Origin of the sequence: Streptomyces sp. NPDC002232 (assembly GCF_042890295.1) — a bacterium.
Lineage (GTDB): Bacteria > Actinomycetota > Actinomycetes > Streptomycetales > Streptomycetaceae > Streptomyces.
In genome coordinates this window covers 1,101,670-1,127,777 of sequence record NZ_JBIARV010000003.1, presented here as the reverse complement: position 1 = coordinate 1,127,777, position 26,108 = coordinate 1,101,670, and the positions used below count along the sequence as shown (strand labels likewise).

The window sequence follows — 26,108 nt, the reverse complement described above, 5'->3', positions numbered from 1 at the left end:
TCACGCGGCGCCGAAGGGTTCGGCGGCGCGCAGGAGGTCCTGCGGGAGGTAGGGCGAGTCCACGCGGATGGTCCAGCCCCGGCGACGCGCGTGGCAGGCCAGGGCGAGGACGTCGAGATCGACGGAGACGCCGGGCTCCTCGGAGCGGTCGGCGACCTGGTAGTGGGCGCGATGGGCTTCGAGCGCGTCGGCCAGGGCAAGGTTGAAGCTCTCCTCGTCCCCCTCCACGAGCTGCGACAGCAGCACGGCCGGTGGCATCGGGAGGCCCCAGTCCTCGGCCTTCTCGGCTTCCCGCAGCGCCCGCTGGGCCGCCGCTTCGGGCTCGACGCCCTTCAGATAGGCGTGCAGGGCTTCGCGGTACGCGGTGAAGGCGGCGCCGTCCGGGCGGGCGCACGTGGGGCCGGCGAGGACCAGCGGGGCCAGGTCCTCGCGTGCTCCGGCGACCAGGGCGCAGGCGACGGCCGTCTGCCAGTTCCCCGCGTTGACCTCCCGGCCTCGCTCGGCCGGACAGCGCAGGCTGTGGCCGTGGAGGGTCAGCTCGACTTCCGTGTCCGGTTCGGCCAGGGCGATGCGGAACAGGGACGCCCCGATGCGCGAGGCCAGCCGCAGCGTGGCCAGCTGGGCGGCCGCGTTGTCGCCGGGGTTCCCCGCCCGCCACAGGAAGAGGCGGCGCTGGTCCGCCAGGGCACTGCCCAGACGCCGGACGGCGAGCGGCTTCCCCTCGTCGGCGGTGAGCGCCTTCTCCAGGTGCTCCTCGTACACGGCCTCGATCCGCGCGATGCCGACCCGCTCGCAGGGCGGCCGGTCCACCACCAGGGGGCCGGCGGCGAGCGCGGCCACCGCGTCGGGCCGACGGTCGCGGCCGAAGCCCGCGACCCGGGGTGCCCGGGTCTCGAAGCCCGTGATCAGCGCGTGCGGGAGGTAGTCGGTGTGTACGGCCGGTGTCCAGCCGAGCGTCCGGTACGCGAGCGCGGCGAGGGTGAGGGGTACGAGGGGGAGCAGCGTGCGCGCCGATGCCGTGGGGCCCTGGAGGGCGGCGTGCCCGAGGAGCAGCTCGGCGAGCGCGGCGTCGAAGGCGTCCCGGTCCTCGACGACCAGGGCGCGCAGGGCGTGGAGGGCCCTGCTGTCCGGGCGGTCCAGGAGGGGGGCGCCGGTCCGCGCGCCGTGACTGCGGATCCGGTCCAGAGCGGCGGCGACGGCGGCGAGCTTGGCCCGCGCACCGAGCGGGTACTCCTCGTCGCCGCCCGTCCAGTCCAGGACCACGGCCGTCAAGCCGGTCACGAGTTCACCGGCAGGTGTGCCCCGCGCCCGGTCGTCGAACTTCTGGCGGGCGAGGTGGAAGGCCTCGCCGTGCCACGCGGCCTTGTCCCTGAGGACGGCGAGGCAGAGCGCGTCGATCCAGTCTCCCGCGGTGACGCTCTCCGCGGGGGCGTCCTCACCGGGGTCGTAGCTCATGCCGAAGTTCACGTAGTCCAGGAACACCTGGAAGGAGCAGTGCGGGTGGTACGCGGCGTAGGCGACGGCGCCGGCCGCGGCTTCGGAGGCGTCCTTGAGCGCGGCCTTGGCCTCCGGGGTGTCGAGGTCGGGTGTCTCGACGGAGAGCGCACCCAGGTAGGCGACGAATTCGTCGGCGATCGACTGCCACGCGTACGTGGTCATCCGGTCGGCCCTCGACAGGGAGTGCACCAGGCGTCCGATGCGGTTCGTGAAGTCGTCGCGCGCCGCGGACACGGCGGCCTCGTCCACCTGGTGACGCTCTATTCGCACAGCCCTGCTCCTTGATCGACGTTCCACGACAGCCTAGGCCGTGGTGCCGACAGTCGTTGAAGCTCTCAGGTCGTCGTCGGGGCCCAGAGGCCCTCTGCCTTGCCGCGGGCGAGGTGTTCGGCGTAGACGGCCACCTTCCAGGTGATGAGGGACCTGCACTCCTCCAGCGCGTGAATCTGTTCCTCGACGCGCTGCCGGTGAGCGTCGAGGAGCCGCAGGCGTTCGGCCTCGTTGCCCTGGCCCTGCCGCACGAGCTCGGCGAACCGCTTGAGGTCGGCGAGCGGCATGCCCGACTCCCTCAGCCTGACGCAGATCTGGAGCCACTCGACGTCCACGGTGGTGTACCGCCGCCGGCCGCCGGAGGTGCGCCGGACCGGTCCGACGAGCAGGCCCTCCCGCTCGTAGAAGCGCAGGGCGTGCACCGTGAGTCCGGTCCGCTCGGCCACCTCGCCGATGCTCATCGGCTCCGCGGGGGTGTCGCTGCTTGCCATGGCCCGCAGTCTAGGACTTGATCTAGACCTCACTCGAGTTCGTAACGTCGTCGGCATGACCAGCATCGAACAGCAGCCGCTCGGCTCGCCCTTCTCCGCCACCAGCACCGCCCAGGACATCACGGCGGGGCTCGACCTGTCGGGAGCGAGTGTCGTCGTGACCGGTGGCTCGTCCGGACTCGGGTGGGAGACCACCCGCGCCCTGGCCGCCGCCGGCGCCCGGGTCGTCGTTCCCGCCCGCCGACCCGACGTCGCGCGCTCCGCCCTCGCCGACGTGAAGGGCTGCGAGGTCGTCCCGATGGATCTGACGGACCTCGCCAGTGTGCGGGCCGCGGCCGCGTGGATCAGCGGCTCCCGGACGACGATCGACCTGCTCATGGCCGTCGCCGGTGTCATGGCCACTCCCGAACGCCACGTGGGGCCCGGTTGGGAGAGCCAGCTGGCCGCCAACCACTTCGGGCACTTCACCCTCGTCTGTGAGCTCTACCCCCTCCTGGCCGCGGCCGACGGCGCCCGCGTCGTGGTCAACAGCTCCGCCGGTCACACGCTGACCGACATCCGGTGGCACGACCCGCATTTTCGTACCGGCTACGACAAGTGGCTGGCCTACGGCCAGGCGAAGACCGCCAACGCCCTCTTCGCCGTGCACCTCGACGCCCTCGGGAGGGGTGACGGCGTCCGGGCGTTCGCCCTCCACCCGGGCAAGATCATCACCGGGTTGCAGCGGGAGATGGCCCTCCAGGAGCAGATCGACCGGGGGTGGGTGGACGAGCGGGGCCGGGTGATCGCACCCGACTTCAAGACCCCGGCACAGGGCGCCGCCACCGGTCTGTGGGCCGCCACCTCTCCGCTCCTCCAGGACCGGGGCGGCCTGTATCTGGAGGACTGCGACGTCGCCCGCGTGTCCGCGCCCGACGCGCCCATGGACGACGGCGGCGTCCGCGCGTACGCCGTCGACCCCGACGCGGCCGCCCGCCTCTGGGACCTCTCCCTCGCCGCGACCGGAGCCGCACCGGTCCTCTGACAGCAGGCGCCGGCCGCTCGTCGGGCGCGAGGTCGGCCGCGTGTCGGTCGTACGTCGGCGGGCCGCAGGTGACGCCTGGAACCGTGGGCGTCGCCCGGCCCCGGCGAACAGCCGCGGCCGCCGTCGACAGCGAGGGAGTCGCGTCACCATGCCGTCCCATCTGCCCTGGAGCGTCCGCCACCTGCCCGATGCCGGGGGACGCGTCTTCCTGGTCACCGGCGGCAACGCCGGCATCGGGTACTTCACCGCCGAGCAGCTGTCGGCGACGGGAGCCACCGTCGTGCTCGGCAGCCGGAGGCCCGACAGGGCGGAGGGCGCCCTCGCCTCGATCCGTGCGCGGGTCCCCGGCGCCTCGGTTCGGGCCGTACGGCTCGACCTCGCCGATCTCCCGTCGCTCGAAGCGGCGGTCCGGTCACTGGAGACGGACCGCCTGGACGCGGTCGTCCTCAACGCGGGCGTCGCGCTCGACGACCCGCTACGCAGGGAGACCGGGGACGGGCACGAGCTCATGTTCGGCACGAACCACCTCGGGCACTTCGCACTGACCCACTGGCTGATGCCCCTGCTGTCCGCCGCGCCGGACGCCCGCGTCGTGACCGTGGGCAGCTTCGCGGCGAAGTCCGAGCGGCTCGACCTCGACGATCCACAGTCCCGGCACGACTACAGGGCCAAGCGCGCCTACGGACGCTCCAAGCTGGCGCAGATGTGCTTCGGCATCGAGCTCGATCGTCGCCTCCGGGGCGCAGGAAGTACGGTCACGAGCGTGGTGGTCCATCCCGGCGGCGCCCTGGACTCCCTCACCCCGTCGCGGCCTCCGGTCCATGTGCGCACCGCCGTGGCCCGGCTGAGCGCCGCACCCACGGGGCTGCTCGTCCAGGGCAAGGACGCGGGAGCATGGCCCTCGGTCCGGGCGGTGCTCGACCGGGGCGTGGGCGGCGGCGAGTTGTGGGGGCCTCGCGTCTTCGGCCTGCGGGGCGAGCCCCGGCGTGAAGCGGTCTGGAGTCAGCTGGCCGACCTGTCCGTCGCGGCGCGGTTGTGGCGGGCGAGCCGCGATCTGACCGGCGTCGACCCCGGCGTCCTCTCCTGACGGCCCGGCCGTGCGCGCACGGCCCGTGCGGGCACGGTCCTCCGCCGGGTCGCCTCTTCCTCATCGGCCGACGGCTGTTCAGGGCGTCTGCCGCCGCGCGGTGGCCGCCGTCCGCTCGGCGGGACGCCGAGGCGTCGCACCGGCTTCGGCGGGCCCGGTCGCCGTGAGCCACAGGCCGGTGAGCACGGCGGTGGCCAGAGTGACGCACCCGGCCACGAGGAAGGCGCTGTCGAGGCCGGTCTCGAAGGATGCGCCGCCGGACTGGCGGGTGCGGACCACGGCTCCGAGCACTGCCACGCCGAGGACCGCGCCGATCTGCCGGGTCGCGCTGCTGACGCCCGAGGCGAGGCCGCCCTCCTGCGGGCCGACCGCCAGGACGGCGGCTCCCGTCAGCGGGGACATGGCCAGGGCGAAGCCGGCGCCGACGGCACCCAGTCGCCACCACACGTTCCCGTAGCCGGTGTCGGCGTGCACCGTGCCGAGCGCCAGAAGTCCCAGACCGGCCAGGGCCAGACCGGCGGTGACCACGACGCGGAAGCCGTGCCGGACCGCGAGCCGCCCGGCGTACGGGCTGACGACGACCATGGCGAGGGAGACGGGCAGGGTCTGGAGGCCGGCGCGCAGGATCGAGCTTCCCTGGACGTACACGAAGAACTGCGAGAAGAAGAACGACGCGCCCATGAGCGCGAACCCGACCACGACCATGGCCGTGTGGGACACGGTGAACTGACGCCGTCGGAACAGGCGCGGCGGCAGCATCGGCGCCACGCGGCGCGCTTCGACGGCGACGAAGACGCAGAGGAGGACGGCCGCGGCGGCGAGACTTCCCACGATGACCGGTGAGGTCCAGCCCCGGGCGCCCCCTTCGATGAGCCCGTACGTCAGCGCCCCCACCCACAAGACGGACAGCAGCGTTCCCGGGACGTCGATCGCCGGGGCGTCCGGGTTGCGGGTCTCCCCCAGGCCGCGCCCGCCGAGCACCAGAAGGGCCACGCCGACGGGGAGGTTGACCAGGAAGACGGCGGGCCAGCCGAAGGCGTCCGTCAGCAGCCCGCCCGCCACGGGGCCCGCGGCCAGACCGATGCCGCTGAAGCCCGCCCACAGCCCGATCGCCCTGACGCGTTCGTGCGGCGCGGGATACGCGGCGGCGAGCAGGGCGAGCGAGGCGGGGCTCAGCGCCGCGGCTCCGATGCCCTGCAAGACCCGTCCGGCGACGAGCCAGCCGAGCGAGGGCGCGAGGCCGCACAGCACCGACGCGGCCGTGAACACCGCCACGCCCGCGAGGTACACCCGCTTGCGGCCGAACCGGTCGGCGAAGACACCGCCGGAGAGCAGCAGCATGGCGACCATCAGGACGTACGCGTCGACGATCCATTGCAGCCCGGTCATCCCCGTGTGCAGGCGGTCGCGCATGTCGGGGAGCGCCGCTCCGACGATGGTGTTGTCGAGCAGGACCATGAACTGCCCCAGGCAGGTCATGGCGAGCAGTGCGGTCCGGCTCGATCGACTGCCTGCGGTCACGTGCGGTACGGCCATGAACTCCCCCTGGATCGTGAGTCGTGCCGGGCCGCTGTCCACGTGGTCGACGCGACACCCGGGCACACTAAAGCAGCCTAGGGCTGCGTTAGTGGACTGTAGAGAGGGTCGCCCTCAAACGCAAGCACGGCCTGCGTTAAGGTGCGTGGCATGAACGAGCGACAGCCGGCCCGGCGGCCCGGCGGACGGAGCGCCCGCGTCGGCGCGCAGGTGCACCAGGCCGTCACCGACCTGATCGGTGAGCGCGGTTACGGCAACTTCACCGTCGGCGAGGTCGCCGCCCGGGCCGGAGTGGCCGACAGCAGCATCTACCGGCGGTGGGGCAGTCTGGAGAGCCTGCTCAGCGATGTGGCGCTCACCCGCCTCAACGCGCGGTCGCCGATGCCCGACACCGGGAGTCTGGCCGGCGATCTGCGCACCTACGCGGCGCAGGTGGCCCGGGAGATCACCGGGCCGGACGGTCCGGCCGTGCTGCACCTGGCCGTCGCCCTGTCGAGCAGCGGCCGGCGGGGGCTGGAGGCCGGCGCCGACCTCCGCGCCGAACGCACCCGGCAGCTCCAGTCCATGCTCGATCGCGCCCGCGACCGCGGTGAACGGGCGCCCGACGCGTTCGACGTGCTGGACCACATCCTGGCCCCGATGTACATCCGGGTGCTGTTCGGCATGGAACTCACCCCGGAGTACGTCGACGGGCTGGTCGACCGCATGCTGTGACCGGCCGCGGTCCCGCGGCACGGCCGGCCGGGCTCAGGGGCGGAGCGAGCCTCGGCGGGTGCCGTCGAGGCGGGCGCCGTTGAGGACCGTGCCCGTGGTCCTGGCCGCGACCAGGACGGCGTCCGAGAGGTCGGCGTCCGAGAGGTCGGCGTCGCCGAGTTCCGCCGCCACGAACTTCACGCGGCGCAGGGACGCACTGGTGAGCCGGGTGCCGACGAGGCGGGCGCGGGAGAACACGGCGTCGTCCGCGTGCGCGCCGCTCAGGTCGGCGCCGCTGAGGTCGCTCAGTCCGGCGTTGACGCGGGTGAGGGTCGCCCGCGTGAGCGTGGCCTCGCGCAGGTCGGTGCCCGTCAGGAACGCGTCGGTGAGGTCGCAGCCGCTCAGGTCGCAGCCCCGCAGGTCGGCGTAGCTGAGGATGACGCCCGTCAGGTCCGCGCCGGCGAGGCCCGCACCGGCGAGCGGGATGCCGGCCAGGTCGTTCTCGGTGGCCCAGGGCAGGGTCCACTCGCGTACGAGCGCACGCCAGTCACCACCCCCCGTGAGGGCGGCGCGGAGGGCGTCGAGGGCCGGGGCGTTCTCCGGGCGGGCCCATCGCTCCCGTACCTCGGAGGCGTGGCTGTTGTCGTCGGTCATGGACGCACTGTTCCGTTTCTGGGGGTCGGGGAGCCGGTCACGGCTGTTGTTTGATCTGGTGCAGGAAGCCTTTCACACGGTCCAGGTGGTAGACGGTCTCGTCGTGCTTCTTCAGGAGCACTTCGAGTCCGCGCTCGGACATGCCCTCCGGAAGTTTCTCCATCTCCTTCCAGAGCGCCTTGCGGACGTTCTCCAGTCCGTTCGCGGCCTGCGTGAGGTCCTGCACGTGGTCGAAGGGGGTCCCGTCCGGCTTGCGCGCCACCACCTCGCCGTTCGCCTCGCGCCGCGCCGCCGAGTAATGGTTGTGATTGGGTTCGGAGTTGATGCGGCCGATCGGGTCGGCCTTGATGTTCTCCAGTTTCTGGATGGCGTTCATGGCCTCGTCGCTGAGGCCGAGCCCGCGGTACGGGGACAGTCCGAGCGGGTCGCACCAGGTGACCGGGTTGTGGACGTAGGCGGCCGGGTTCGGTGCGGGAAGGAGCCCCAGCGGGTCGGGGGTGAGGTAGCGGGCGGTCTCCGGGTCGTACTGCCGGAAGTAGTTGTGGTGCAGGCCGGTCTCGGGGTCGAAGTACTGGCCGGGGAACCGGAGCGGGGTGTAGGCGGTGGCGCCGCTGTTCCACGTGGTGGTGCCCCAGAGCGTGGCGCGGCTGTGCCACGCCACCTGCCCGGTCTCGTCGACGAGTTCGGTGGGGGTCCCGACGAGGTCGGTGGCGATGGCGAAGAACCGCTCGTCGACGGCCTCGCGCGAGGCGTCGGGGCCGAGGACGCGCTCGGTCTGGGCCAGTGGCTTGGCGTGCCGGTGGTCCCAGGTGAGGGCGACGGGGAGGGGCAGCTCGGGTGCGGTCGTGACCTGCTCGCACAGGGTGGGTCCGTCCCAGGTGAAGAGCGTCTCCTCGACCACCGTGTCGCCGTCGGGGGCGAGCCGCTGCTTCGCGGTGCGGCGGCCGAGCGGGTCGTACCGGTAGCGCCAGCGCGTCCCGTCGGGTGTGGTGACGGCGGTGAGGCGGCTCTCGGCGTCCCAGGTGTACCGCCAGGTGTCCGTCTTTCCGGAGAGGCGGACCCGGCGGCGCGAGGTGATCCGGCCGCCGGAGTCGTGGGCGTACCGGACGGCTCCGGCGCGGGTGAGGGTCGTGCCGGTGTAGCTGCGCGGGCCCGTGGCGTCCTGGCCGGGGTGGCCGCCGGGCCAGGACGCGGAGGTCTGGTTGCCGGAGGCGTCGTAGGCGTACGACTCCGTCCAGCCCTCGGCGGAGACCGTGGTGACGCGGCCGGTGGTGTCGAGGCCGTAGTGGAAGGAGCCGCGCAGCGCGTCGTCGAGCGTGGTGAGGTGGCCGTCGGCACGGTAGGTGTAGGCGCGGCGGTTGACGGTGCGGGCGCCCGCGGTCAGGTGCTGGCCGGCCAGTCGCCCGGAGCCGTCCCAGGACGAGGCGAGCGCGAGGGTGTCACCGAAGTCGCGGCGCAGTTCCCGTCCGGCGGCGTCGTGCGCGAAGGAGATCCGCCGGGTGCCGCTGGTCAGCAGGGCGAGTCGGCCGGTGGTGTCGTAGGCGTAGCCGGTGACGTGGCCGGTGGGGGTGACGCGGCGGGCGAGGCGCCCGGTGTCGTCGTACGTGTAGGTGAGCGGACGGCCGTCGACGACTTCGGCCTTGAGTTCGCCGCGGCGGTCGTACTGCCGGACGAGTTCGCTGTCGGGGCCGTCCGCGCGGACCATGCGGCCGGCGGTGTCATAGGCGTACCTGGTGACGGCTCCCGCCGCGTCCTTGCGGACGACCCGGTCCAGGGCGTCGCGCTCGTAGCGGACGGTCTGTCCGGTGGGGGCGGTGCGGGCGGTGACCTGTCCGACCGCGTCCAGCTCGTACGCGACGGTACGGCCGTCGAAGTCGGTCTCGGCGACCGTGCGGCCGGCCCGGTCGTAGGTGTAGTCCCACGTCAGCCCCCGCGGGTCGGTGACCCGGGTGAGGCGGAGGGCGGCGTCGTGCTCGAAGGCGTGCCGGGCGCCGTCGGGGCCCGTGCGGGCGGCGAGCAGGTCGAAGTGCGTGTAGGAGAAGCGGGTCGTGAGACCGTTCGGATCGGTGTACGCGGTGCAGTTGCCCTCGCCGTCGTAGGCCCAGGCCTCGGCGGTGCCGTCCGAGCGGCTGCGGCGGGCGAGTTCGCCGTCCTCGGTCCACTCCAGCGTGGTGACGGTGCCGAGCGGGTCGGTGATGCGGACGAGCCGGCCGTGGGCGTCGCGGGCGCACCGTGTGGTGCCGCCGAGGGGATCGGTGACCTCCAGGGGAAGACCGGCGGGGTCGCAGCGGAAGGCGGTGACCGCGCCGGAGGGGTCGGTGGCGGCGACGAGGTGGCCCCGGTCGTAGGCGTAGCGGGTGGTGCGGCCGGAGGGGTCGGTGACGGAGGTGAGGTTGCCGCGGTCGTCGAACTCCTGGCGGGTCCGCCCGCCGTCGGCGTCGGTGAACTCCACGGGCAGGCCCCGCTCGTCCCGCACGGTGGAGAGGCGGCTGCCGTCGGGACGCAGGACGGTGAGCAGGCGGCCCTCCTCGTCGTACGAGAAGGCCGTCGTCCGGCCGAGGGCGTCGGTGCGGGTGAGCAGGTTCCCGCGGGTGTCGTGGCCGAGCCGGGTGGTGTGACCGAGGGGGTCGACGGTGGCGAGGACCCGGCAGGCGCCGTCGATGAGGTGGCGGGTGGCCCGGCCGTCGGCCGTGGTGAGGGTGGTGGTGCGGTGGCCGGTGGCGGGATCGGGGTGGCCGTAGGCGAGGGTGAGCTGGACGTGGCCGTCCTCGCCGCCCTCTCCGACGACCCGGTCGTGCTCGTCGTAGGCGTAGTCGTAGCGGCTGCCGTTGGAGTCGGTCCAGGTGATCACCCGGTGCCGTTCGTCGTAGGCGAGGGTGAGGGTGGCGCCGGAGGGCTTGGTGATGGTGGTCAGGTCGCCGTCGGTGTGGCCGTAGCGGACGAGGACGTCTCCGGTGCCGTCGGGACGGCGCAGGGCGAGGCCCGTCACCCGGTCGTGCTCCGTGGTGACGTCGACGTGGTAGCCGGCCGTGTGCACGAGGGCGAGCGGGGTGCCGTCCTCGGTGCGGTCGACGGTGACGGCGTGGCCGTTGCGGTCCACCGTCCGTACGAGCCAGGCCTCTCCGTCGCCGCCCGGTTCCGTGCCGGCGGGGGCGGCGAAGTGCCGGGTCAGGCCGGTGTCCGGGTCGGTGAGGGTGTAGTCGCCCGCGGCGTCGAGGGCGAGTGCCCGTCGGCCGGTGCCGGAGGCGGGGAGGGTGGGGAGGCCGGGCACGGGGTGCGGGTAGGGAAGCAGGAGGCCGTCGTCCGTCACGTGGACGACGCCCTGGGCGTCGATCTCCAGGTGCTCGTCGACGGTGGAGGACCACGAGGGGCCGAAGAAGCGTCCGGCGGTGTAGCCGGACTCGACGCGCCGGGTGAAGGCGAGCGGCAGGGTGCCGGGGAGGTCCACGTCGGTCTGGGGCAGGAACATGCGGCCCGAGGCGAGGTCCACCGGGTCGGTCTCGTCGATGAGCCGGTGGGCGTCGGGGCGGGTGTGGGTGCCGTTCGGAGATCCGTCGATCAGGCGGCGGGCGCGGTTGGCGTCGGAGGCCAGGTCCGCTCCCTCGGCGGCGACCCGGACTCCCTTGACGGCCGCTCCGCCGCCGGCGGTCGCGGCGGTCAGCACCAGATCGGGGACGAGCCGGCCGAGGCCCTCCGCCGGGTCCTTCATGAAGTTGTCGATCATCTGCTTGCCGGTGCCCCACGGGTCGTTGGCCATGACGACGAGACCGGAGGCGAGGCTGTTGAGCTGGGTGAAGTACTCGGCGGGGTGGGTGAGGTTGTACGGGTCGGTGGGGTTGACGCTGCGGACGAAGCTGAGCAGTCCCGCGGTGCCCTTGACGATGCCTCCGCCGAAGTGGTTCTGCATCACCTGGAGTTCATCGAGCCCGTCCATGGCCTGCTCGGCGTACGAGGGTTTGGGCGGGGCGGCGTCCCGGGCGGCCCGGATGGCGCCGCGCGCCGTCTCCGCGGCGGCGTTCCGCTGGGTTCGGGCCTCGGCGAGGATGTCCTGCGCCTCCTGCATCCCCGCCTTGCCGGGATCGGTGAAGGCGCCCGGCTTCGGTGGCAGGGAGGCCGGGTTCCGCTTGTCGGCCGGCTGGGCGTTGTAGGCGTCGACGGCCTTGTTGTACCCGTCGACGCTCTTGTTGTGCGCGTCGGCGGCGTCGGCCGACGCCTTGGTCCCGGCCTTCCACTTGTCGATGGCGGTCTGGGCCTGTCCCTGGGCCCACTCGACGGTGAGGCCGAAGCTCGCCAGGGCGTCGGCCGCCTTGCCGAAGGCGTCCGCGCCCTTGAACCACTTGGGCGGCTCGACGGCGACCTTCTCCCGGAAGGCGTCGGCGGCCTCGCCCTTCACGGCGGACGCGTCGAGCCCCTTCAGCCCCTTTCCCACCTTCTCGAAGGAGGCCTGGAGGTCCCGCAGGTGGGCGGCGGTCTCCGACAGCTTGGAGGGGCTGCCGTAGATCAGCTTGGTCTTGTCCTCGGTCTGGCCGAGGTCCATCTCGTCGACCTCGGCGCCCATCCGGTTCGCCACGGAACGCGACTGCTCGCGCACCCAGTCGGCACCGGATTCCCAGCCGACGTCCTCCAGCCGGTCCGCGGTCCAGTTCCCGGCGTCCTCGACGCGGTTGCCGACCCACTCGACGCCGTCCTCGACCGCGTCCTCGACGACGTCCGGCGTGAGGTCGCTGATGAAGTCCCCGATGCCCACGGTCAGTTCCCCTGGTTGTTCTGCTGCTGGGCCCGCTCCTCGGGGGACGGTCCGAACGTCTCGTCCACGGCGCGGTCGTATGCTCCCTGGTCCACTCCGAGGAGCTCGTTGAGGATCCGGGCGCGGCTTCCGCCCTGGCCCTCCGTGAGGACCGTCCGTCCGGTGTCCTTCCAGGTCTGGGCGGCCTCGTCGCCGGCGCGCCGGAAGGACTCGGGGCTCCAGTCGGGGTTCAGGTAGTCCGGGGTGAGGACGTCGCCCCAGCCCTGCTTGACGATGTCGGCCTCGGAGGCGTGCGGGTTGCCCACGGCGGAGTTCACGGCGACCTTGAAGGCCCCCTGGAGGTACTGGTCCTCCTCCCACACCAGTCCGGCGGAGAGCCCGAGCGCGGCCGCGAGCGTGTTGGCGTCCTGGATCTGTGCCCGTACGCCCCATTCCCAGCGCTCGCAGTAGTCCTCGAAGTCCACGGAGAGACCGTGGTGCCCGGCTTCCATGCCGGTCATCGAGAGGTCGGAGAAGCCCTTGCCCAGCACGGCTCCCGTCCCCGTGCCGATGTCACGGAGTTCGGCGGTGGCCGCGCGGATCCCCTCGGTGATCTGCTGGATGCTCTCCGCGTCGAACCGCAGGTTCTCCTGCCCGCCGCCGCTCATCGGACGCCGCCCTCGGCGTCGGGACCCGGGGATGCGGGCGGGGCGGGGGGCGTCGCGGTCGGCGGGGTGGCCGGCGCTTCGGCCAGGACGTCGACGGCCACGGAGTCGGGCACGATTCCCTGGACCGGGGGGAAGGCCATCGCCCCTTCGGGATCGGCGACGTCGACGGCCACTCCGGCGGGAACGCCCAGCGCGGGGACGATCTCGTCCAGCAGTCGGGCTCCGCGCAGGACGGCGTACTCCCAGGCGTCGCCCGCCTCCCGCCCGGTGTCGGCGGCCGTCCGGGCGCCGGCGAACCGGGCCAGCGCCGCCTCGTCGGTGAAGGCACAGATCCAGCGCACCCCGCCGAACTCCGCCGTCCACAGACCGCCTGAGTCCATCGGCACGAGCACCAGCGCGCGCCGCAGCTCCCCGACCAGCTCCCTGGGGTCGCCGCCCCCGGCCCGCCGCTCGGCGATCCTCTCCGCCAGTGCCGTCGCTCCGCCCACCGCTCCGCCTCCCCGTCGCCGTACCTGGGGCCTCCCCCGTCTCGCGGGAATACACGCCTGCTTCTGCGCCCCCGGTTCCCGGACCGTCGGAACGGACACCGCCCTGACGGCTCCGGGCCGGGGAAAGGCGACCCTCCGGTGACCCGGCAGCGGCGGCGCTCGTGACGGTCGGCGCGAGGTCCGCACACAGGACTGCCGCCGCCTCGCACGTCGTGCGAGGCGGCGGCAGTGGTGTCCCGCGCGGTGGGCGCGCGGCGGCGCGTTGCGGCGTGGGCCCGGTGCTCGGGTCAGGGAAGGGTGACGTTGTTGAGGGCGTCGTGGGTGGGCAGGGTGTCGGCGACGCTCGCCTTCTGATCGCCGTTTCCGAAGGCCTGGGACAGGAGTCCGGCCCCGGGGAGCTTGTTGCCGACGCTGTCGGCCGATGCCACGCCGGCGGAGGCGAGGACCGCGGTGGCGGCGACGGTGGCGGCGGCGATTACGCGGCGGTGGAAGATCGTCATGCCGGGCTCAACGACGCAGGCCGCGAGGGGACACGCGCCGACGGCGTCCGGCGGTGCTGTCGACCGAGCCTCGGACACGCCGACGGCGTCCGGCGGCGGAGTGCCGGACGCCGTCGGGTGTCGTGGAGAGGATCAGCCGGTGGTGCGAGGCGCGTGGAGCCTGCGCTCGAAGGCGGTGAAGGCCGCCTCCTGACGCCACTCGGCCGTCGCCTTGGCACTGGTGTCGAGCAGGCGCCGGCAGGCGGGGCGGGGCGCTGCCGTGCCCGGGCGCTCGCCTCGGCAGGGGCCGGCGAGGCGGTAGCCGTCACGGGTCGGGTTGCCCTGCCACAGGCTCGTACCCGGCAGGAACGCGTACTCCAGCGAGGCGCGGGCCAGGTCCTTGAGGTCGCGGTAGCCCAGGCCGTAGGTCCTGCTGGCGTACGCGTACTCGTGGGTGATGTCGATGCGCGAGACGCCGGGGTCGTCGGTGGCCAGGACGACGGGGACGCCGAAGGCCCGGTAGGTCTCGAAGGGGTGGTCGGCGCCCTTGACGCCGAGGATCTGCGCGTTGCTGGTGAACGGCACCTCGACGGCCGTCTCGCGCGCGGCCATGGTGGCGGCGGTGCGCTGCCAGGTGTCCTCGTGGCGCAGGTCGACGCCGTGGCCGACGCGCTCGGTGCCCGCCACGTTCACGGCCTCGGCGATGTGGAAGCTGAGGTCCTCGGGCTTGACGAGTCCGGGCCAGAGCTCCCCGGCGTGCAGGGTGAGGTGGGCCTTCGGGTAGACCCCGCGCAGGTACCGGAGCATCCGCATCTGCACACGGTAGTTGGCGAGGGAGGTGTCCCAGTCCTCGGGCTGGACGAGGTTGACCGCGACGAAGCGGGGATCGCGCTCGGCCAGGCGCATGCCGAGCGCCATCTGGGTGAAGACCCGCTCGTTGGTGCTGCCTCGGGAGACCTGGGAGATCCAGCGTACGGCGATGCGGCAGCCGGGTCGGGCCTGGGCGGTGCCGCAGCGGGACTCGGTGCGGAACTCGGTGTCGCCGTCGTCCGCCTCCTCGACCGCCGCGTCGACGACCTTGTCGAGCTTGCCGTCCGCGACGAGCTTGCCGTGCAGCCGGGCGAGGTCGGCGTCCCAGCCGACGTCGGTGGCGAGCTTCTTGGCCTCCTCCGAGGCCGGGGAGACCATGGCCTCCAGGTAGAACTGGTTCTGCGCGGCCATGGTGTCGGCGAACTCGGCCAGCAGCTTGCCCCGGTGGCGCCAGGTGACCTCGCCGAACTTGCCGAAGGTGTCGAAGAAGTGGTCGTGGCCGTTGCCGTCCGGCGGGAAGTCCTGCATGGACCAGGCGCGGACGATCGCGTCCCGGAAGGCGGGGTCGGTGCGGGCGTCGGCCGCGGGGCGGGTGCCGGGGCCGCACGGCGGCACGACGGCCGTCATCGTGGTGGTGTCGACGCAGAGCCCGTCCTCGGCGGCCAGCTCGATGAGGTACTCGGTGCTGACCGCGCCGGAGAGGTGGTTGTGCAGCTCGCCGCCCTTGGGCAGGGCGCGGAAGAACGCGCGGAGCGCCGCCGGGTCGTTGCGGATCGCGGAGAGGCGGGCCGAGGCGCGGGCCTCCCCCGGTGTCGCGGGCGGCCGGTGCGCGTCGGCGGGTGTCGTGACCGGCGTGGCGGGGGCGGCCGCGGGCGCGGCGACGGCCGCGGTCGGGAGCAGACAGAGGGCGGTCAGTGCGGCGACCCCCGTCGCGGCGGGACGCAGGCGTACGGTCCGCTTCGTGCCCGGGTCGCGCGTCTCGCGCGCCGCGGAGTCCTGGTTGGCGTGGAAAGAGATCACCCGCGCATGATCGCCACCGAAACAGACCGCTCGGGCGGTTTCCGCGCCGTTCGCCGTCCACTCCACCCGCACGGGGGAACTTTCGCACTCCACCGCCGCGCGGCGGGGCGGCACTTGTCGCCCACGGCTCCCGGCACGTGCGCACCGCCAAACCGGCGTACGGGAGTGTGCGCGCCGACTGTCGCGATCTCGTGCGCCGTTGGCCCGTCGGCGCGGTGGGGCAGCCTGCCCGCAGCACTGTCGACGAGGAGGCACGCGATGGCGAGTTCGTTCCAGCGGGCGAAGGTCCGGGCGATGTTCGAGGCGTTCGACGCCGACGGCAACGGCTACCTGGAGGAGCGGGACTTCGAGGCGCTGGCGGCGCGCTGGGAGCTGCTGCCGAGGGTCGCGTCAGGACCCGAACTGACGGCCCGCGTCCGTGCCGTGATGCTGGGCTGGTGGCAGCACCTGTCCACCGTCGCCGGCGGCGGGCCCGCCGAGCAGATCGACCTGGACGACCTGATGGCCATGGTCGACCGGCTGCCGGCCATGCGGGAGGCGGTCGTCGCGACGGCCGACGTCGTCTTCGACGCGGTCGACGAGAACGGCGACGGCCGCATCTCGCGGCACGAGCACGGGCGGCTGGTCGACACCTGGCACGGCCGGAGCACCCCGACCGGTGACGTCTTCGACCGGCTCGACCAGGACGGCGACGGCTTCCTCAGCCGTCCCGAGTTCGCGCTGCTGTGGACGCAGTTCTGGACCAGCGACGACCCCGCCGAACCGGGCAACCTGATGTGCGGGCCCGTCAACGGCACGCCTGCCGCCTGACGACGCGCCGGCTGCTCAGAGGCACGAGCGGACCGCCTCGTCCCAGGCGCCGGGGCTGCGGTGGTGGTTCTCGTGCCCGGCGGCCAGGACATGGCGCAGTGCGGCGAGGTGCTGGGTGTCCGCGGGGAGATCCAGCTGGTCGAGGAGGGCCAGAGCGGCAGCGGCTTCCAGGTCGCCGTAGATGTCGTGGAAGCTCGCGCGCAGGCCCCGGAAGACGGCCGGGTGGAGGGCCGGCAGGCGCAGGGCCGTGCGGTACGTCGGCTCCTTCACCGCCCACTCCACGGGGCCCGAGCACTCCAGAACCCGACGGGCTCGGCGTAGCAGGGCGTCCGTCCGCTCGGCCACCACGCGGCCGATGTCGTGACCCAGGACCTCGGCGAAGGCCGTCGCGGACGTGGTGCGGTCCTCGAACCAGTCCACCCACAGCGAGTACGTCACGGCCTCGGCGTCCCGGTCTCGCTCCAGCCGTCGACGGTAGCCGTCCCACAGCGCGTCGGCCGGCAGCGGACCTGCCGCGGCCTCGTTCGCGAACCGGATCTCGCACGTGACCCAGTACTCGCCGAGGACATCCAGCAGCCCGAACGCCAACCGCACCTGGTCCGCCGCGTCCAGGTCCTCGGCGAACACGTCACCGGCCCAGGAATGCGCCACCTCGCCGGCGGTCAGCGACACCTCCGGCTTCCCGTCGCTCACCCACCCCTCACCGGCCTGTCTCACGCCCTGCTCGGCGAGCCAGCGCCGCGCCGCGTCCTCGTCTCGCCTCTCCACTCGGAAAGTATGACGAGCCTGCTGGGATCGCGACGAGGCGCCGCGTTCTCCGCCCTCCTCAGTCGGAGGACGGCGGGTTGGGGCGGCCGCGGAGCGCGCGGCCCACGAGGACGGCGAGGGGAACCACGATCACGACGTACGCCGCGCAGGCCACCGAGGCCACGACGCTGCCGCTGAGTGCGAGGACGAGCCCTCCGAGCACGAGGGCCCCGGTGAGGGTCCAGAAGAACAGGCGCATAGGACCATTAACGACCGACGGGGCGTGGGGATATTCCGGCCGTAACAGGACTTTCTTGCTAGGGGCGGCGTCAACGTCCACTGGGGTGACGCGGATTGAAGACTGAGGCGCAGGTGACGCGGACACCGACGCCGGGTCGGAGCGCGCCGCCCTGCGCGCGGTGCTCCCCCGTACCACCCCGTACCACCCCGTACCACCCCGAGCTCCTTCGTGCGCCTTCGTGCTGTGACCCCGTCCCTCCATGTGCCTCGTGCCCCCTGTGAGCGGCGATTCCCATGTCCTGCGCGCGGGTGCCTTTCTCGTGACCGTGCGGGTTCAGCGACGGGGGCGCGCCGGCGGGAAGGCGAGGCCCGTCGGGGTGTTGAGGCCGGTGACGGGGAGGGTGGTCTGTCCGCCGCCCGACTCCTCGACGCGGACCACGCGGTTGTTGAAGCCGTCGGCGATGTACAGGCCGCCGCAGCCGTCGAGCGCGAGGCCGAGCGGGTCGCTGAGGCCGTTCGTGGGGACGGTCGTCTGGCCTCCGTCCTTCGCGATCCTCACGACCCGGTTGTTGCCGCTGTCGGCGACGTACAGGTCCCCCGCGGCGTTCAGTGCCAGGCCCGTCGGCTGGGAGAGGCCGGTCGTGGGGACCGTGGACTGGCCGCTCCCGTCACCGGCCACTTTCACGACGCGGTCGTTGACGAAGTCGGAGACGTACAGGTCTCCGGCGGCGTCCAGGGCCAGCCCCCAGGGGTGCAGCAGCCCCGTGGTCGGCACGGTCGTCTGGGTACCGCTCGCCACGGACACCTTCACGACCCGGTCGTTGAAGCTGTCGGCGACGTAGAGGTTCCCGGTCGGGTCCAGGGCGAGGCCCAGGGGGCGCGACAGGCCGTCGGTGGGGACGGTGGACTGCCCGCCGTCGCGTGCCGTCCTGACGAGCACGCGGTTGTTGCCGGTGTCCGACACGTAGAGACGGCCGGCCGCGTCCGCGACCATGCCGGTCGGCCGTACGAGCCCGTCGAAGGGGACGGGGGTCGGGGCGCCGTCCCTCGCGGGCAGGGCCACGACCCGGTCGTTGCCGTAGTCGGACACGTACAGGGGCGCGTGGCGGGAGGTCGTGCCGGTCTCGGGCGGGGTGGCGCCCGCCGTGGCCGTGGGCAGCGCGGACAGCGCCACGAGGCCCACCGCGGCGGCGAGCCGTCGGGCCCATCGGCGCGCGGCGGGGGCGGGCGGCGGGGTTCCGGGCTCGGCCTGCGTACGTGTCATGACTCCCCATCGGGTCGGAGCGGCCGGCCCACTGCCGTACCTGGGCCGACCCTAGGAACCGATGCCGGGCGATCCGGGAACCACGCCGCCCGGCCGTCCCGCGACCACTCCGATGTCGGGCGCGCCGTCGGAGACCGGGGACGACTGTGGGGCGGCGCTCGGGTCCGCCGGCGAGCGGCCCGCGCGCCTCGGTGTCACAGCGCCTGCGGGAAGTCGAAGAGCCTGTCCGGGTCGTAGCGGTGCTTCAGCTCGGTCAGCCGGTGCGCGGCCGCGCCGTAGTACGCGGAGCGCCAGTCGCTCAGCTTCGCGTCCGTGTAGTTCTGGTAGGCCGCGCCCGAGGCGTACCGGCGCATCGCGGTGTGCGTGCCGTCCAGCCAGGCCGTCTGCGGGGCGCCGGTGCGGCCGGCGGGCCAGGACGCGGTGTACTGCGCCAGGAAGCGCGACCTCCTGTGCACGAAGGCCGTCGCCTGCGGGGAGACGCGGTTGACGGCGCCGCCCAGCGCGGTGAGCGCGACGGACACGCCGCCACCGCCGCTGCCGCGCCCGTACCGCTCGACCTGGTCGAGCAGCGCGCGGATGCCGGCGGCGCTCAGCGAACGGTCGAAGAAGTCCGAGCGCGCCGCGTACGTCTCCCTCCGCAGCACGCCGCCGGGCTGCCGGCCCGGTGTGCTGCCCGGCAGGTGACACTGCGTCGTCGACGTCGTCGAGCAGCCCGCGTACATCCGCATGGTGTCGAGGTGGCCGCGGCGGCGCATGGTGATGCGGGATGCGGAGCCCGGGCCGCCGGAGCGGTCCGCCAGCCGGTCGACGGCGTTCTGGAGGGCGCCGTACGTGCCCAGCGAGAAGCAGCTGATGGAGACGGTGGGCGTCCGGCCGGGAACGGCCGACAGGTGCAGGGCCGACCAGATCTCGTCGGGCTGGGTGGGTCCCCACTCCTGCCAGGAGCGGAGCGCGGCGGCGGCCTTGGACCACGGCCACGTCATGTACGCGGTGACGCCCTGCGCCGTCTGGTGCGTGCGGAACCGGAGTTCGGTGACGACGCCGAAGTTTCCGTTCCCGGCGCCGCGCAGGGCCCAGAAGAGGTCGGCCTCCCGGTCCTTGGACACGTCGAGGGTCCTGCCGTCGGCGGTGACGATCCGGGCGCCGGTGAGGTTGTCGGAGGTGAGGCCGTAGGCGCGGGAGACCACGCCGTGGCCGCCGCCGAGCGTCAGCCCGGAGATGCCGACGGTCGGGCAGGAGCCACCGGGGATGGTGACGCCTCGTGCGCCGAGCTCGCTGTAGACGTCTATGAGCTTGGCGCCGGCCCCGATGACCGCGCTGCCCGTGCCCGTGCGGACGGTCTTCAGCGCGGAGACGTCGATGACGAGCCGTCCGTTGCCGCTGGACCAGCCGGCGTAGGAGTGGCCGCCGTTGCGGATGGCGACGGGCGTACGGTGGCGGCGCGCGAAGGCCAGGCACTCGGTGACGTCCGTGGGGTTGGCCACGTACGCGACGGCGGCGGGGCGCAGGCTGTCGAAGCGGGTGTTGTACAGCTGGCGGGCGGTGGCGTAGTCGGCGTCGCCCGGGCGCACCAGACCGCCCTGGAGCCCCCTGCCGAGCGCCGTCCAGTCCGCGGTGGTCGGCGCGGCCGCACGGGCTCCGGCCGCGGCGGACGCGAAGCCCCGGGGTCCGGGGTGGCTGTCGGCGCCGACCGGCTGGGGGCTCACCCGGCCGTTGTCCCGGCTCACCGTCAAGACGGCCGCCGCCGCGTAGCTGGTACCCGCTGCGAGCAGGGTGCGCCGGTTCATGGCTGCCTCCGTTCTCGATGTACTGCTGTCGCCCAGACAGAGTAAGAATGAGCGGAGTTGGTTCCGTGCGGCGGACAAGTGCGCTCTCCGCTCTCCCAGGTGCCCCAGCGGTCACTCCCGTGCCGGAGTTGTCCCTTCGTCAGATACCGTCTCGCCCCGCGGGGGCGTCATCTCCACAGGGCGAAAGGGGACTTCCCCGGCCTCGCACCGACCGCCGTAAACTGCCGCGATGGGGTTCTTCGAACGGCTGAACGGCACCAGGCGCCCGCCGAGCGGCGTGACACCGCGGACCGCGGCCGAGGTCCGCGACGCCGTCCTCGCGGTGAGCGGTCCCGGGACGCCCTACCGGGTGCGCCGCGCCGCTCCTTCGGAGAAGGCCGACCTGGTGGCGGACTGGAGGATCCGGCACCGGTCCTCCGGCGAGGACGTGGACCTGCGGGTGAGCATCCGCATGCGGCTGGACCCCCACCGGCGTGAGGTGCGGGCCCTCCAGGAGCGGCGGTCGACCACGAAGGGGCGGCTGTCGGCCGCGCGCGAGTACGGCCGCGGGCCCGGGTTCTCGGTGGAATGGACGTACGAGCGGGGTCCCGACGGCCGTCGCCGCAGGGTCACGTCGTTCGACACCCGGGACCTGCGGAACGCCCTGCGTGAGGCGGTGGTCGGCGCCGGGTGGACCTGGCGACCCCGCCTGCTGAAGCTCTGACCGTCCGCGCCCGGCGCGGCGTCATCGGCCGTTCGGGCGGCGCGGGGCCGTGACCCGCCGTGGTCGTGCGCGGGCCGTCGTGGGGTCTGGTGCACTGGGGCCGTGACGTGGGCGCGGGCCGTGGGCGGCGGGGCGACGCGGGCGGTGGCCCGGTGGATGTTCCCCGAGGGGCATCGTGACTCGCGGCTCGCCCCGCTGCTGCTCGTACTGACCTTCGTCAGCGGCCTGGTCGACGCGGCGAGCTTCCTCGGACTCGGGCGGGTCTTCGTGGCCAACATGACGGGCAACGTGGTCTTCCTCGGTTTCGCCCTGTCCGGTGTCGCCCAGTTGTCGGCCCTGGCCTCCGTCGTGGCGCTGGCGGGCTTCCTCGCCGGGGCGGTCGCGGGCGGTGCGTGGCGCCGGGGCGGGGCGGCGGGAGAGCTCTTCGCGCCCCTGGTCGCGGTGCAGGCGCTTCTGGCCGCGTGCGCGCTCGCCGCCGCGACGGCCGGATGGGGGCGGTACGCGGTCCTGGTCCCGCTGGCGTGCGGCATGGGTCTGCAGAACGCCGTCGTGCATCGCCTCGGCGTCCCCGATCTGACCACCACCGTCATGACCCGCACCCTCACGGGTCTCGCGGCGGACCGCGCGGGACGGGCGACCGTGCGGCGGGGGGTGTCGGTGGTGGCGCTCGCCGCGGGCGCGCTGTGCGGCGGTCTGCTGCATGCCCGGGGCGGAGTGGAGGCGGTGGTCGCCGTGGTCCTGGGCCTGTGGTTCCTGGTCGCCCTCGCCGGGCTCCGGTGGCGCCGGGGGCCGCAGCCCTCGGCGGTGTGAGGGTGCGGCGGCTCCGATCCAGGGGTTGATCGGAGCCGCCACAGCGCACCGGCCACAGGGCGGTGCGGACCGTTGGAACATCGGGGCCGTTAAGAGGAGGAGGGGGCACGGCCTTCGATGTTCTGTTCGGGCCCGGGGGCCTAGTAAATATATATACCGTCGAGTAGGCAAGAGCATGAAAATTTTCATGCCAGACCTCGCCTTCCCGGGCCGTGTCACTCCTCCAGGAAGACGTCGTTCTGCTCCGCGGCGTGCTCGTACTTCTCGAGCCGCGCCTGCGTGCGCTCCGGGTCCGCGTCGGCGATGGCCTGGAGGATGCCCGCGGAGAGCAGTCCGGGCGCCGCGTACGAGTCGAAGACCAGCCTCGAGCCAGTGCCCGCGGTGAACACCTCGTCGGCCTCGTCGACCAGCGGCCCCAGCGCGAGGTCCGTGATCAGCGCGACGCGCAGCCCGACGCCGTGGGCCGCGCGCACGACGGCGAGGGTCTCCTTGGCGTGCCGGGGCATCGCGAAGGCCAGCACCCAGGTGCCGCCCGCCTCGCGCGCCTGGAGCAGTCCGTCGTAGGCGACGCTGCCGCCCCGCGTCACCACCCGGACGTCGGGATGGATGCGGCGCGCCGCGTAGGCGAAGTACTCGGCGAGGGAGACCGAGATCCGCAGGCCCAAGACGGTCAGGGGGACGGACCGGGCCAGCTCGTGGCCGATGCCGACGATCCGGTCGGGGTCGGCGAGGGCACGGCGCAGGGACATCAGGTTCTCGATCTCGGCGTCGATCGCCGACTGGAGCTCGTTGCGGTGCTGCTCCTCGCCCTCGCCCGGGGCTCCGGCGACCGCGCTGAGCGCGATCGGCTGAAGGGCCTCCCGCAGGGCGGGATAGCCGCTGAATCCCAGGGAGGAGGCGAACCGGGTCACGGACGGCTGGCTGACCCCCACGCGCTCGGCGAGCTCGGTGATGGACAGGAACGCGGCCTCGGTCAGGTGGTCGGTCAGGAACTGGGCGATGCGCCGCTGCGCGGGAGACAGCCGGTGACCACCGAACAGTGCCCGTACGCGCTCGGAGGGAGAGGCCGCCGTCGCCTCTCCCCCGGCCCCGGGCGCGCGCCCGCCCGGTGTGATCGCGGCCGCCTGCGCACGCTCCCGCTGCCCCGATGCCACAGGATGCCTCCTCCTCGTCCCAGTGCCGCCCAAGATAGTTCACCCGCGCCACGCCCCCACGAGAACGACCGCGCCGCCGTCCCGTCCCTCGCGGGGACGGGTGGCGTGGGCCGGTGCTCGTCGGCGTGGTCCAGGAGCGGCTCGACCGTGCCGTGCGGAGGGGTGGTCTCGGGGTCAGCCCCTCAGGGTGGCGAGGGCCTTCTCGATGCGCCGAAGCCGCGTCTCGGGCTTCTTGGCGCTCTCGACGGCGCGCACGTGCTCGCGCTTGCGGCTGGGGGTGAGGGCGTCGTACGCGGCACGGGCGGCGGGGTCGTCGTCCAGGGCCCGGGCGAAGTCCTCGGGCTCGACGACGGTGCGCGGCTCGGTGTCGAGCTCCAGCTCGACCTCGACCTCCTCGCCGACCGAGACGCCGGCGGCCTGCCGGTGGGCATTGCTGAGGCCGAGCAGGTGACGGCCTCGCAGGATGGCGACCCGGCTCTTCCAGGCATGCCCGTTGACCGTGATCGTCACGGGCGGGCGGGCGCCGCCGCCGAGCGCCGCGACCACCTCGGGCGGCACCTCCAGACCCCGCATGGGCTCCGGCGGCTCGACCTGCGCACGGAACTTCATGATCGTCCTCCTGTTCGTCTGTCACGTCGGCGGGTGGCGGCGGTCGGTGCGGGATGGTGGCGCGGCGGCGGGTGGCAAGGGCGGCCGGTGCGGGCCCGCCACCTGTCGGCGGGCGGCAAGAGCCGGTGCGGCCGGTCACCTGTCGGCGGGTGGGCGGCGCGTCCCCGGAAGCGCGGGGAGCCGGCGGTCGCTACGGCGTGGGGACCGGCGCCCCGGTGGCCTCCCAGACGAACCCGTCCAGGTCGGTGAAGGCCCCGGCGGTGCCGCCCAGGACGAGGCGGTGCGCGCCGGTGCCGTCGACCGGGACGCCGAGGTCCTTGGCCAGCGCGCGGCGCTTGTACAGCGCCAGCTTCACGGCGCCGGGCCGCCCCGGGGCGAACTCGGCGTACTTGCCGCCGAAGCTCTTCGCCGCGGTGAGGCCCCGGCCGACGTAGAACTCACGGGTGGCCTTCACGTCCTCGACGCCGATCAGCAGCACGACCTCGTCGATCTCCCGGGTCGCGGGGCCGGTGTGCTTCTTCTCCGAGGTCGCGATCTTCCAGATCGTCCCGTCCGGGGCCCGCACGACGCCTCCGTAGCCCCACAGGGACCGTGTGGCGGGCTTCAGCACCGTCGCGCCCGCCGCCATCGCGGCGCCCACGAAGCCGTCGACGGTCGCCGCGCCGGTCACGGTGAGCGCCAGGGTGAAGCCGCGGAATCCGGCCGAGGGCGTCTCGGCCGCCCGCAGGCGTACGTACGCGTCGACGCCGAAGTCGCGGTAGAAGCCGCGAGCCGCGTCGAGGTCGGCCACCTCGAGCGTGACCGAAGCGAGGGACATGGGGACCGTGGTGGAAGTGGTGTTCGCCATGACCACCACGCTAGGCGCCGCGTATCCACCGGCGCTTCTCGAATCCTGACCGGTCCCGAGGACGGCTGGACGGGGGCCTCATCGACGGAGTCGTCCGACGCTTCCGGCGCGCGGCCCGCCCCGTGGTACTTTCCCGCACCGGATGGCCGACATGGATCAATCTTCGGAAGCGCGGGACGAACTGGACCGGCTGGGCCGGGCCCTGCGTCGACAACTGGTGCCGCTGATCAGGGATCTGACGGTCCGGGTCCATCTCCGGTGGCTGGCTCTCGACGAGCCGAAGGTCGCCGGCCGGGGCGAGCCGCCGCGTCACCACTACGTGGCGGACTACCAGGGGAATCGCCCCGGCGGCGTCAGCGCCGCCGAGACGGCGTCGCGTGCGAGCTCCGCGCTCCGCGCGGCCGGCTGGGACGTCACGGTGTCGCGGGAGGACGACGACGGGATCCTCTGGACCGTGATCGACGCGGACCGGGACGGCACCCGCATCCGCGTGCTGACGGGCGAGGACACGGCCGCCGTGGTGGTCCGGGGATGGACGCCGGCGCTGGACCTGTCGCCGGACCGGCGCGGCTCCGCTCCGGGGCTGGAGCCGCGTACCGACTGACCGGCAGGGCTCACATCCGGGATCTCAGCACATCGACCTCGCAGCCCGGTGCGAACGGGTCGAAGCCGTGCTCGGTCAGCCAGCGCACCGCCAGCAGGCTTCGCAGCGACCACCAGGCGCGGATGACGTCGAGGTCGACGGCGGTGCCGTATCCGGCGAGGACGTCGTCGAGGTGCTCCTCGTGGCCGAGCAGGAAAGTGGCGAGGTCGTAGAGGGGGTCGCCGTGGCCCGCCTCGGACCAGTCGATGATGCCCGTGACCTCGTCGTCGTCGAGGAAGACGTGCGCGATCTGAAGGTCGCCGTGCGTGAAGGCGGGAGTCCACGGCCGGAGCGCGGCCTCGGCGACCTGACGGTTGCGGGTGACCAGGGCGGCGGGCAGGAGGCCTCTCGCGACGAGCGACGCGCACTCGGCGTCGAGTTCCGCCGCGAGCGCGACGGCGCTCCGGCCGGCGCGGCCGGGCCAGGGCGGCGGGGGCGCGTCGTGCAGCTTCCGGAGGGCGGCTCCCGCCGCGGCCCAGGCCGCCGGCGACCCGGTCGACGGCCCGCCGAGCCTGCCGAGGGTCGCCCCCGGGAGCGCGGCGATCGCGAGCACGGGCGGCTTGCGCCACAGGACCTCGGGGGTCGGGACCGGCGCACGGGACATCGCCTCGACCTCGATGTCGATCCGCGCCTGATCGGCGTCCACCTTCAGGAAGACGTCGCCCACGCGCAGGGTGGCGCGCTCGGCATGGGCGACGACGACACTGACCTCATCCATGGGCGTCGAGTATCCCGGAGCGGATCGCGGTCCTCACCGGATTTCCAGCGCGCGACGCGCCCGGACGGCCCCGGGGACGACGGTGCGCGGGGCGCCGTCCCCGTGGGCCGTGCCGTAGCCGTGCTCGTCGGGGTGGCGGGCCAGGCGGACCGTCGCCCAGGCCGTACCGGCCTCCATCCCCGCGCCGAAGTCGGCGGCCAGGCGCCGTGCCTGTCGCGTCGTCCGCGGGGCAAGCACCCACCGGACGAGCGGGAAGCGGAGCCTCCGCGTGCCCGTCGCCGGCGCCGTGTCCGCGGGGACGGCGGCGGGACGCGTGTCGGGGGGACTCGTGTC

General features: G+C 73.6%; 25 protein-coding genes. 7 read left to right on the top strand and 18 right to left on the bottom strand.

Annotation, left to right across the window (positions count from 1 at the left end; translation table 11 throughout):
• A complete protein-coding gene (locus tag ACFYXU_RS17500; protein ID WP_389458300.1) occupies positions 1-1,767 on the bottom strand; it encodes an Imm49 family immunity protein in 1,767 nt (588 codons plus the stop codon).
• 65 nt (positions 1,768-1,832) lie between these two features.
• Entirely contained in the window at positions 1,833-2,258 is a 426-nt protein-coding gene (locus tag ACFYXU_RS17495; protein ID WP_389458298.1) for a MerR family transcriptional regulator, read from the bottom strand.
• 55 nt (positions 2,259-2,313) lie between these two features.
• Here ACFYXU_RS17495 and ACFYXU_RS17490 point away from each other — a divergent pair, with 55 nt between their 5' ends.
• Together ACFYXU_RS17490 and ACFYXU_RS17485 are read left to right on the top strand one after the other, a co-directional pair.
• The gene (locus tag ACFYXU_RS17490) at positions 2,314-3,282 is read left to right on the top strand and encodes an SDR family NAD(P)-dependent oxidoreductase (RefSeq protein WP_389458296.1); all 969 of its coding nucleotides are present in this window, start codon (positions 2,314-2,316) and stop codon (positions 3,280-3,282) included.
• 148 nt (positions 3,283-3,430) lie between these two features.
• Positions 3,431-4,369 (top strand): SDR family NAD(P)-dependent oxidoreductase, encoded by a 939-nt coding sequence (locus tag ACFYXU_RS17485; RefSeq protein ID WP_389458294.1) that lies wholly within the window; start codon positions 3,431-3,433, stop codon positions 4,367-4,369.
• Positions 4,370-4,447: 78 nt separating this feature from the next.
• On the opposite strand, the gene ACFYXU_RS17480 is transcribed toward ACFYXU_RS17485, so the two are convergent.
• The gene (locus ACFYXU_RS17480) at positions 4,448-5,905 is read right to left on the bottom strand and encodes an MFS transporter (protein ID WP_389458292.1); all 1,458 of its coding nucleotides are present in this window, start codon (positions 5,903-5,905) and stop codon (positions 4,448-4,450) included.
• Positions 5,906-6,055: 150 nt separating this feature from the next.
• On the opposite strand from ACFYXU_RS17480, the gene ACFYXU_RS17475 reads away from it, so the two are divergent.
• Positions 6,056-6,619, top strand: a complete 564-nt coding sequence (locus ACFYXU_RS17475) for a TetR/AcrR family transcriptional regulator (protein ID WP_376510802.1) — start codon at positions 6,056-6,058, stop codon at positions 6,617-6,619.
• Between the two features lie 33 nt (positions 6,620-6,652).
• Here the strand turns inward: ACFYXU_RS17475 and ACFYXU_RS17470 are convergent, their stop codons facing one another.
• The 6 genes from ACFYXU_RS17470 to ACFYXU_RS17445 all read right to left on the bottom strand — a co-directional run bounded on the left by ACFYXU_RS17470 (position 6,653) and on the right by ACFYXU_RS17445 (position 15,368).
• Positions 6,653-7,252 (bottom strand): pentapeptide repeat-containing protein, encoded by a 600-nt coding sequence (locus ACFYXU_RS17470; protein ID WP_389458290.1) that lies wholly within the window; start codon positions 7,250-7,252, stop codon positions 6,653-6,655.
• A gap of 37 nt (positions 7,253-7,289) precedes the next feature.
• Positions 7,290-11,999, bottom strand: a complete 4,710-nt coding sequence (locus ACFYXU_RS17465; protein ID WP_389458288.1) for a putative T7SS-secreted protein — start codon at positions 11,997-11,999, stop codon at positions 7,290-7,292.
• Between the two features lie 2 nt (positions 12,000-12,001).
• On the bottom strand, positions 12,002-12,646 hold the full coding sequence (locus ACFYXU_RS17460; RefSeq protein WP_376510808.1) for a hypothetical protein: 645 nt from the start codon (positions 12,644-12,646) through the stop codon (positions 12,002-12,004).
• Positions 12,643-13,134 carry a hypothetical protein gene (locus ACFYXU_RS17455; protein ID WP_376510810.1) on the bottom strand — a complete coding sequence of 164 codons (492 nt, stop codon included), beginning with the start codon at positions 13,132-13,134 and terminating at the stop codon, positions 12,643-12,645. Before ACFYXU_RS17455 ends, ACFYXU_RS17460 begins: the two co-directional genes overlap by 4 nt.
• Positions 13,135-13,421: 287 nt before the next feature.
• Positions 13,422-13,634: a hypothetical protein gene (locus ACFYXU_RS17450; RefSeq protein WP_376510811.1), complete on the bottom strand. Its 213-nt coding sequence runs from the start codon at positions 13,632-13,634 to the stop codon at positions 13,422-13,424.
• A gap of 132 nt (positions 13,635-13,766) precedes the next feature.
• Positions 13,767-15,368 carry an adenosine deaminase gene (locus ACFYXU_RS17445; RefSeq protein ID WP_389458511.1) on the bottom strand — a complete coding sequence of 534 codons (1,602 nt, stop codon included), beginning with the start codon at positions 15,366-15,368 and terminating at the stop codon, positions 13,767-13,769.
• A 333-nt stretch (positions 15,369-15,701) separates the two neighbouring features.
• On the opposite strand from ACFYXU_RS17445, the gene ACFYXU_RS17440 reads away from it, so the two are divergent.
• A complete protein-coding gene (locus ACFYXU_RS17440) occupies positions 15,702-16,253 on the top strand; it encodes an EF-hand domain-containing protein (protein WP_389458286.1) in 552 nt (183 codons plus the stop codon).
• A 15-nt stretch (positions 16,254-16,268) separates the two neighbouring features.
• Here ACFYXU_RS17440 and ACFYXU_RS17435 read toward each other — a convergent pair whose 3' ends face one another.
• From ACFYXU_RS17435 to ACFYXU_RS17420, 4 genes are all read right to left on the bottom strand, one after another.
• The gene (locus ACFYXU_RS17435; RefSeq protein ID WP_389458284.1) at positions 16,269-17,021 is read right to left on the bottom strand and encodes a hypothetical protein; all 753 of its coding nucleotides are present in this window, start codon (positions 17,019-17,021) and stop codon (positions 16,269-16,271) included.
• A gap of 58 nt (positions 17,022-17,079) precedes the next feature.
• A complete protein-coding gene (locus ACFYXU_RS17430) occupies positions 17,080-17,259 on the bottom strand; it encodes a hypothetical protein (protein WP_329857493.1) in 180 nt (59 codons plus the stop codon).
• A 315-nt stretch (positions 17,260-17,574) separates the two neighbouring features.
• Positions 17,575-18,504 (bottom strand): SMP-30/gluconolactonase/LRE family protein, encoded by a 930-nt coding sequence (locus tag ACFYXU_RS17425; protein WP_389458282.1) that lies wholly within the window; start codon positions 18,502-18,504, stop codon positions 17,575-17,577.
• A gap of 194 nt (positions 18,505-18,698) precedes the next feature.
• Entirely contained in the window at positions 18,699-20,291 is a 1,593-nt protein-coding gene (locus tag ACFYXU_RS17420; protein ID WP_389458280.1) for an FAD-binding oxidoreductase, read from the bottom strand.
• Positions 20,292-20,520: 229 nt separating this feature from the next.
• Between ACFYXU_RS17420 and ACFYXU_RS17415 the strand changes: the two genes are divergently transcribed.
• Together ACFYXU_RS17415 and ACFYXU_RS17410 are read left to right on the top strand one after the other, a co-directional pair.
• On the top strand, positions 20,521-20,994 hold the full coding sequence (locus tag ACFYXU_RS17415; protein WP_376510820.1) for a hypothetical protein: 474 nt from the start codon (positions 20,521-20,523) through the stop codon (positions 20,992-20,994).
• Positions 20,995-21,096: 102 nt separating this feature from the next.
• Positions 21,097-21,804 (top strand): YoaK family protein, encoded by a 708-nt coding sequence (locus tag ACFYXU_RS17410; protein ID WP_389458277.1) that lies wholly within the window; start codon positions 21,097-21,099, stop codon positions 21,802-21,804.
• A 215-nt stretch (positions 21,805-22,019) separates the two neighbouring features.
• On the opposite strand, the gene ACFYXU_RS17405 is transcribed toward ACFYXU_RS17410, so the two are convergent.
• The 3 genes from ACFYXU_RS17405 to ACFYXU_RS17395 all read right to left on the bottom strand — a co-directional run bounded on the left by ACFYXU_RS17405 (position 22,020) and on the right by ACFYXU_RS17395 (position 24,414).
• The gene (locus ACFYXU_RS17405) at positions 22,020-22,958 is read right to left on the bottom strand and encodes a MurR/RpiR family transcriptional regulator (RefSeq protein WP_389458275.1); all 939 of its coding nucleotides are present in this window, start codon (positions 22,956-22,958) and stop codon (positions 22,020-22,022) included.
• A 174-nt stretch (positions 22,959-23,132) separates the two neighbouring features.
• Positions 23,133-23,567 (bottom strand): YdeI/OmpD-associated family protein, encoded by a 435-nt coding sequence (locus ACFYXU_RS17400; protein ID WP_389458273.1) that lies wholly within the window; start codon positions 23,565-23,567, stop codon positions 23,133-23,135.
• Positions 23,568-23,757: 190 nt separating this feature from the next.
• A complete protein-coding gene (locus ACFYXU_RS17395; RefSeq protein ID WP_389458271.1) occupies positions 23,758-24,414 on the bottom strand; it encodes a glyoxalase in 657 nt (218 codons plus the stop codon).
• A 151-nt stretch (positions 24,415-24,565) separates the two neighbouring features.
• Here ACFYXU_RS17395 and ACFYXU_RS17390 point away from each other — a divergent pair, with 151 nt between their 5' ends.
• Complete coding sequence (locus tag ACFYXU_RS17390; RefSeq protein ID WP_389458269.1) at positions 24,566-25,018, top strand: hypothetical protein; 453 nt, start codon at positions 24,566-24,568, stop codon at positions 25,016-25,018.
• A gap of 10 nt (positions 25,019-25,028) precedes the next feature.
• Here ACFYXU_RS17390 and ACFYXU_RS17385 read toward each other — a convergent pair whose 3' ends face one another.
• Both ACFYXU_RS17385 and ACFYXU_RS17380 read right to left on the bottom strand, forming a co-directional pair.
• Positions 25,029-25,775 carry a phosphotransferase family protein gene (locus ACFYXU_RS17385; RefSeq protein ID WP_389458267.1) on the bottom strand — a complete coding sequence of 249 codons (747 nt, stop codon included), beginning with the start codon at positions 25,773-25,775 and terminating at the stop codon, positions 25,029-25,031.
• A 33-nt stretch (positions 25,776-25,808) separates the two neighbouring features.
• Positions 25,809-26,012, bottom strand: coding sequence for a hypothetical protein (locus ACFYXU_RS17380; RefSeq protein ID WP_389458265.1), 204 nt, complete (start codon positions 26,010-26,012; stop codon positions 25,809-25,811).
• Positions 26,013-26,108 lie beyond the last annotated feature (96 nt).

What these genes read in the sequence shown, in the direction of transcription:
- ACFYXU_RS17440 (WP_389458286.1), top strand. Translation starts at nt 15,702, where the DNA reads ATGGCGAGTTCGTTCCAGCGGGCGAAGGTCCGGGCGATGTTCGAGGCG.
- ACFYXU_RS17415 (WP_376510820.1), top strand. Translation starts at nt 20,521, where the DNA reads ATGGGGTTCTTCGAACGGCTGAACGGCACCAGGCGCCCGCCGAGCGGC.
- ACFYXU_RS17390 (WP_389458269.1), top strand. Translation starts at nt 24,566, where the DNA reads ATGGATCAATCTTCGGAAGCGCGGGACGAACTGGACCGGCTGGGCCGG.
- ACFYXU_RS17480 (WP_389458292.1), bottom strand. Translation starts at nt 5,905, where the DNA reads ATGGCCGTACCGCACGTGACCGCAGGCAGTCGATCGAGCCGGACCGCA.
- ACFYXU_RS17385 (WP_389458267.1), bottom strand. Translation starts at nt 25,775, where the DNA reads ATGGATGAGGTCAGTGTCGTCGTCGCCCATGCCGAGCGCGCCACCCTG.
- ACFYXU_RS17395 (WP_389458271.1), bottom strand. Translation starts at nt 24,414, where the DNA reads ATGGCGAACACCACTTCCACCACGGTCCCCATGTCCCTCGCTTCGGTC.
- ACFYXU_RS17485 (WP_389458294.1), top strand. Translation starts at nt 3,431, where the DNA reads ATGCCGTCCCATCTGCCCTGGAGCGTCCGCCACCTGCCCGATGCCGGG.
- ACFYXU_RS17460 (WP_376510808.1), bottom strand. Translation starts at nt 12,646, where the DNA reads ATGAGCGGCGGCGGGCAGGAGAACCTGCGGTTCGACGCGGAGAGCATC.
- ACFYXU_RS17490 (WP_389458296.1), top strand. Translation starts at nt 2,314, where the DNA reads ATGACCAGCATCGAACAGCAGCCGCTCGGCTCGCCCTTCTCCGCCACC.
- ACFYXU_RS17400 (WP_389458273.1), bottom strand. Translation starts at nt 23,567, where the DNA reads ATGAAGTTCCGTGCGCAGGTCGAGCCGCCGGAGCCCATGCGGGGTCTG.
- ACFYXU_RS17470 (WP_389458290.1), bottom strand. Translation starts at nt 7,252, where the DNA reads ATGACCGACGACAACAGCCACGCCTCCGAGGTACGGGAGCGATGGGCC.
- ACFYXU_RS17420 (WP_389458280.1), bottom strand. Translation starts at nt 20,291, where the DNA reads ATGAACCGGCGCACCCTGCTCGCAGCGGGTACCAGCTACGCGGCGGCG.
- ACFYXU_RS17430 (WP_329857493.1), bottom strand. Translation starts at nt 17,259, where the DNA reads ATGCGCCTGTTCTTCTGGACCCTCACCGGGGCCCTCGTGCTCGGAGGG.
- ACFYXU_RS17475 (WP_376510802.1), top strand. Translation starts at nt 6,056, where the DNA reads ATGAACGAGCGACAGCCGGCCCGGCGGCCCGGCGGACGGAGCGCCCGC.
- ACFYXU_RS17425 (WP_389458282.1), bottom strand. Translation starts at nt 18,504, where the DNA reads ATGACACGTACGCAGGCCGAGCCCGGAACCCCGCCGCCCGCCCCCGCC.
- ACFYXU_RS17495 (WP_389458298.1), bottom strand. Translation starts at nt 2,258, where the DNA reads ATGGCAAGCAGCGACACCCCCGCGGAGCCGATGAGCATCGGCGAGGTG.
- ACFYXU_RS17450 (WP_376510811.1), bottom strand. Translation starts at nt 13,634, where the DNA reads ATGACGATCTTCCACCGCCGCGTAATCGCCGCCGCCACCGTCGCCGCC.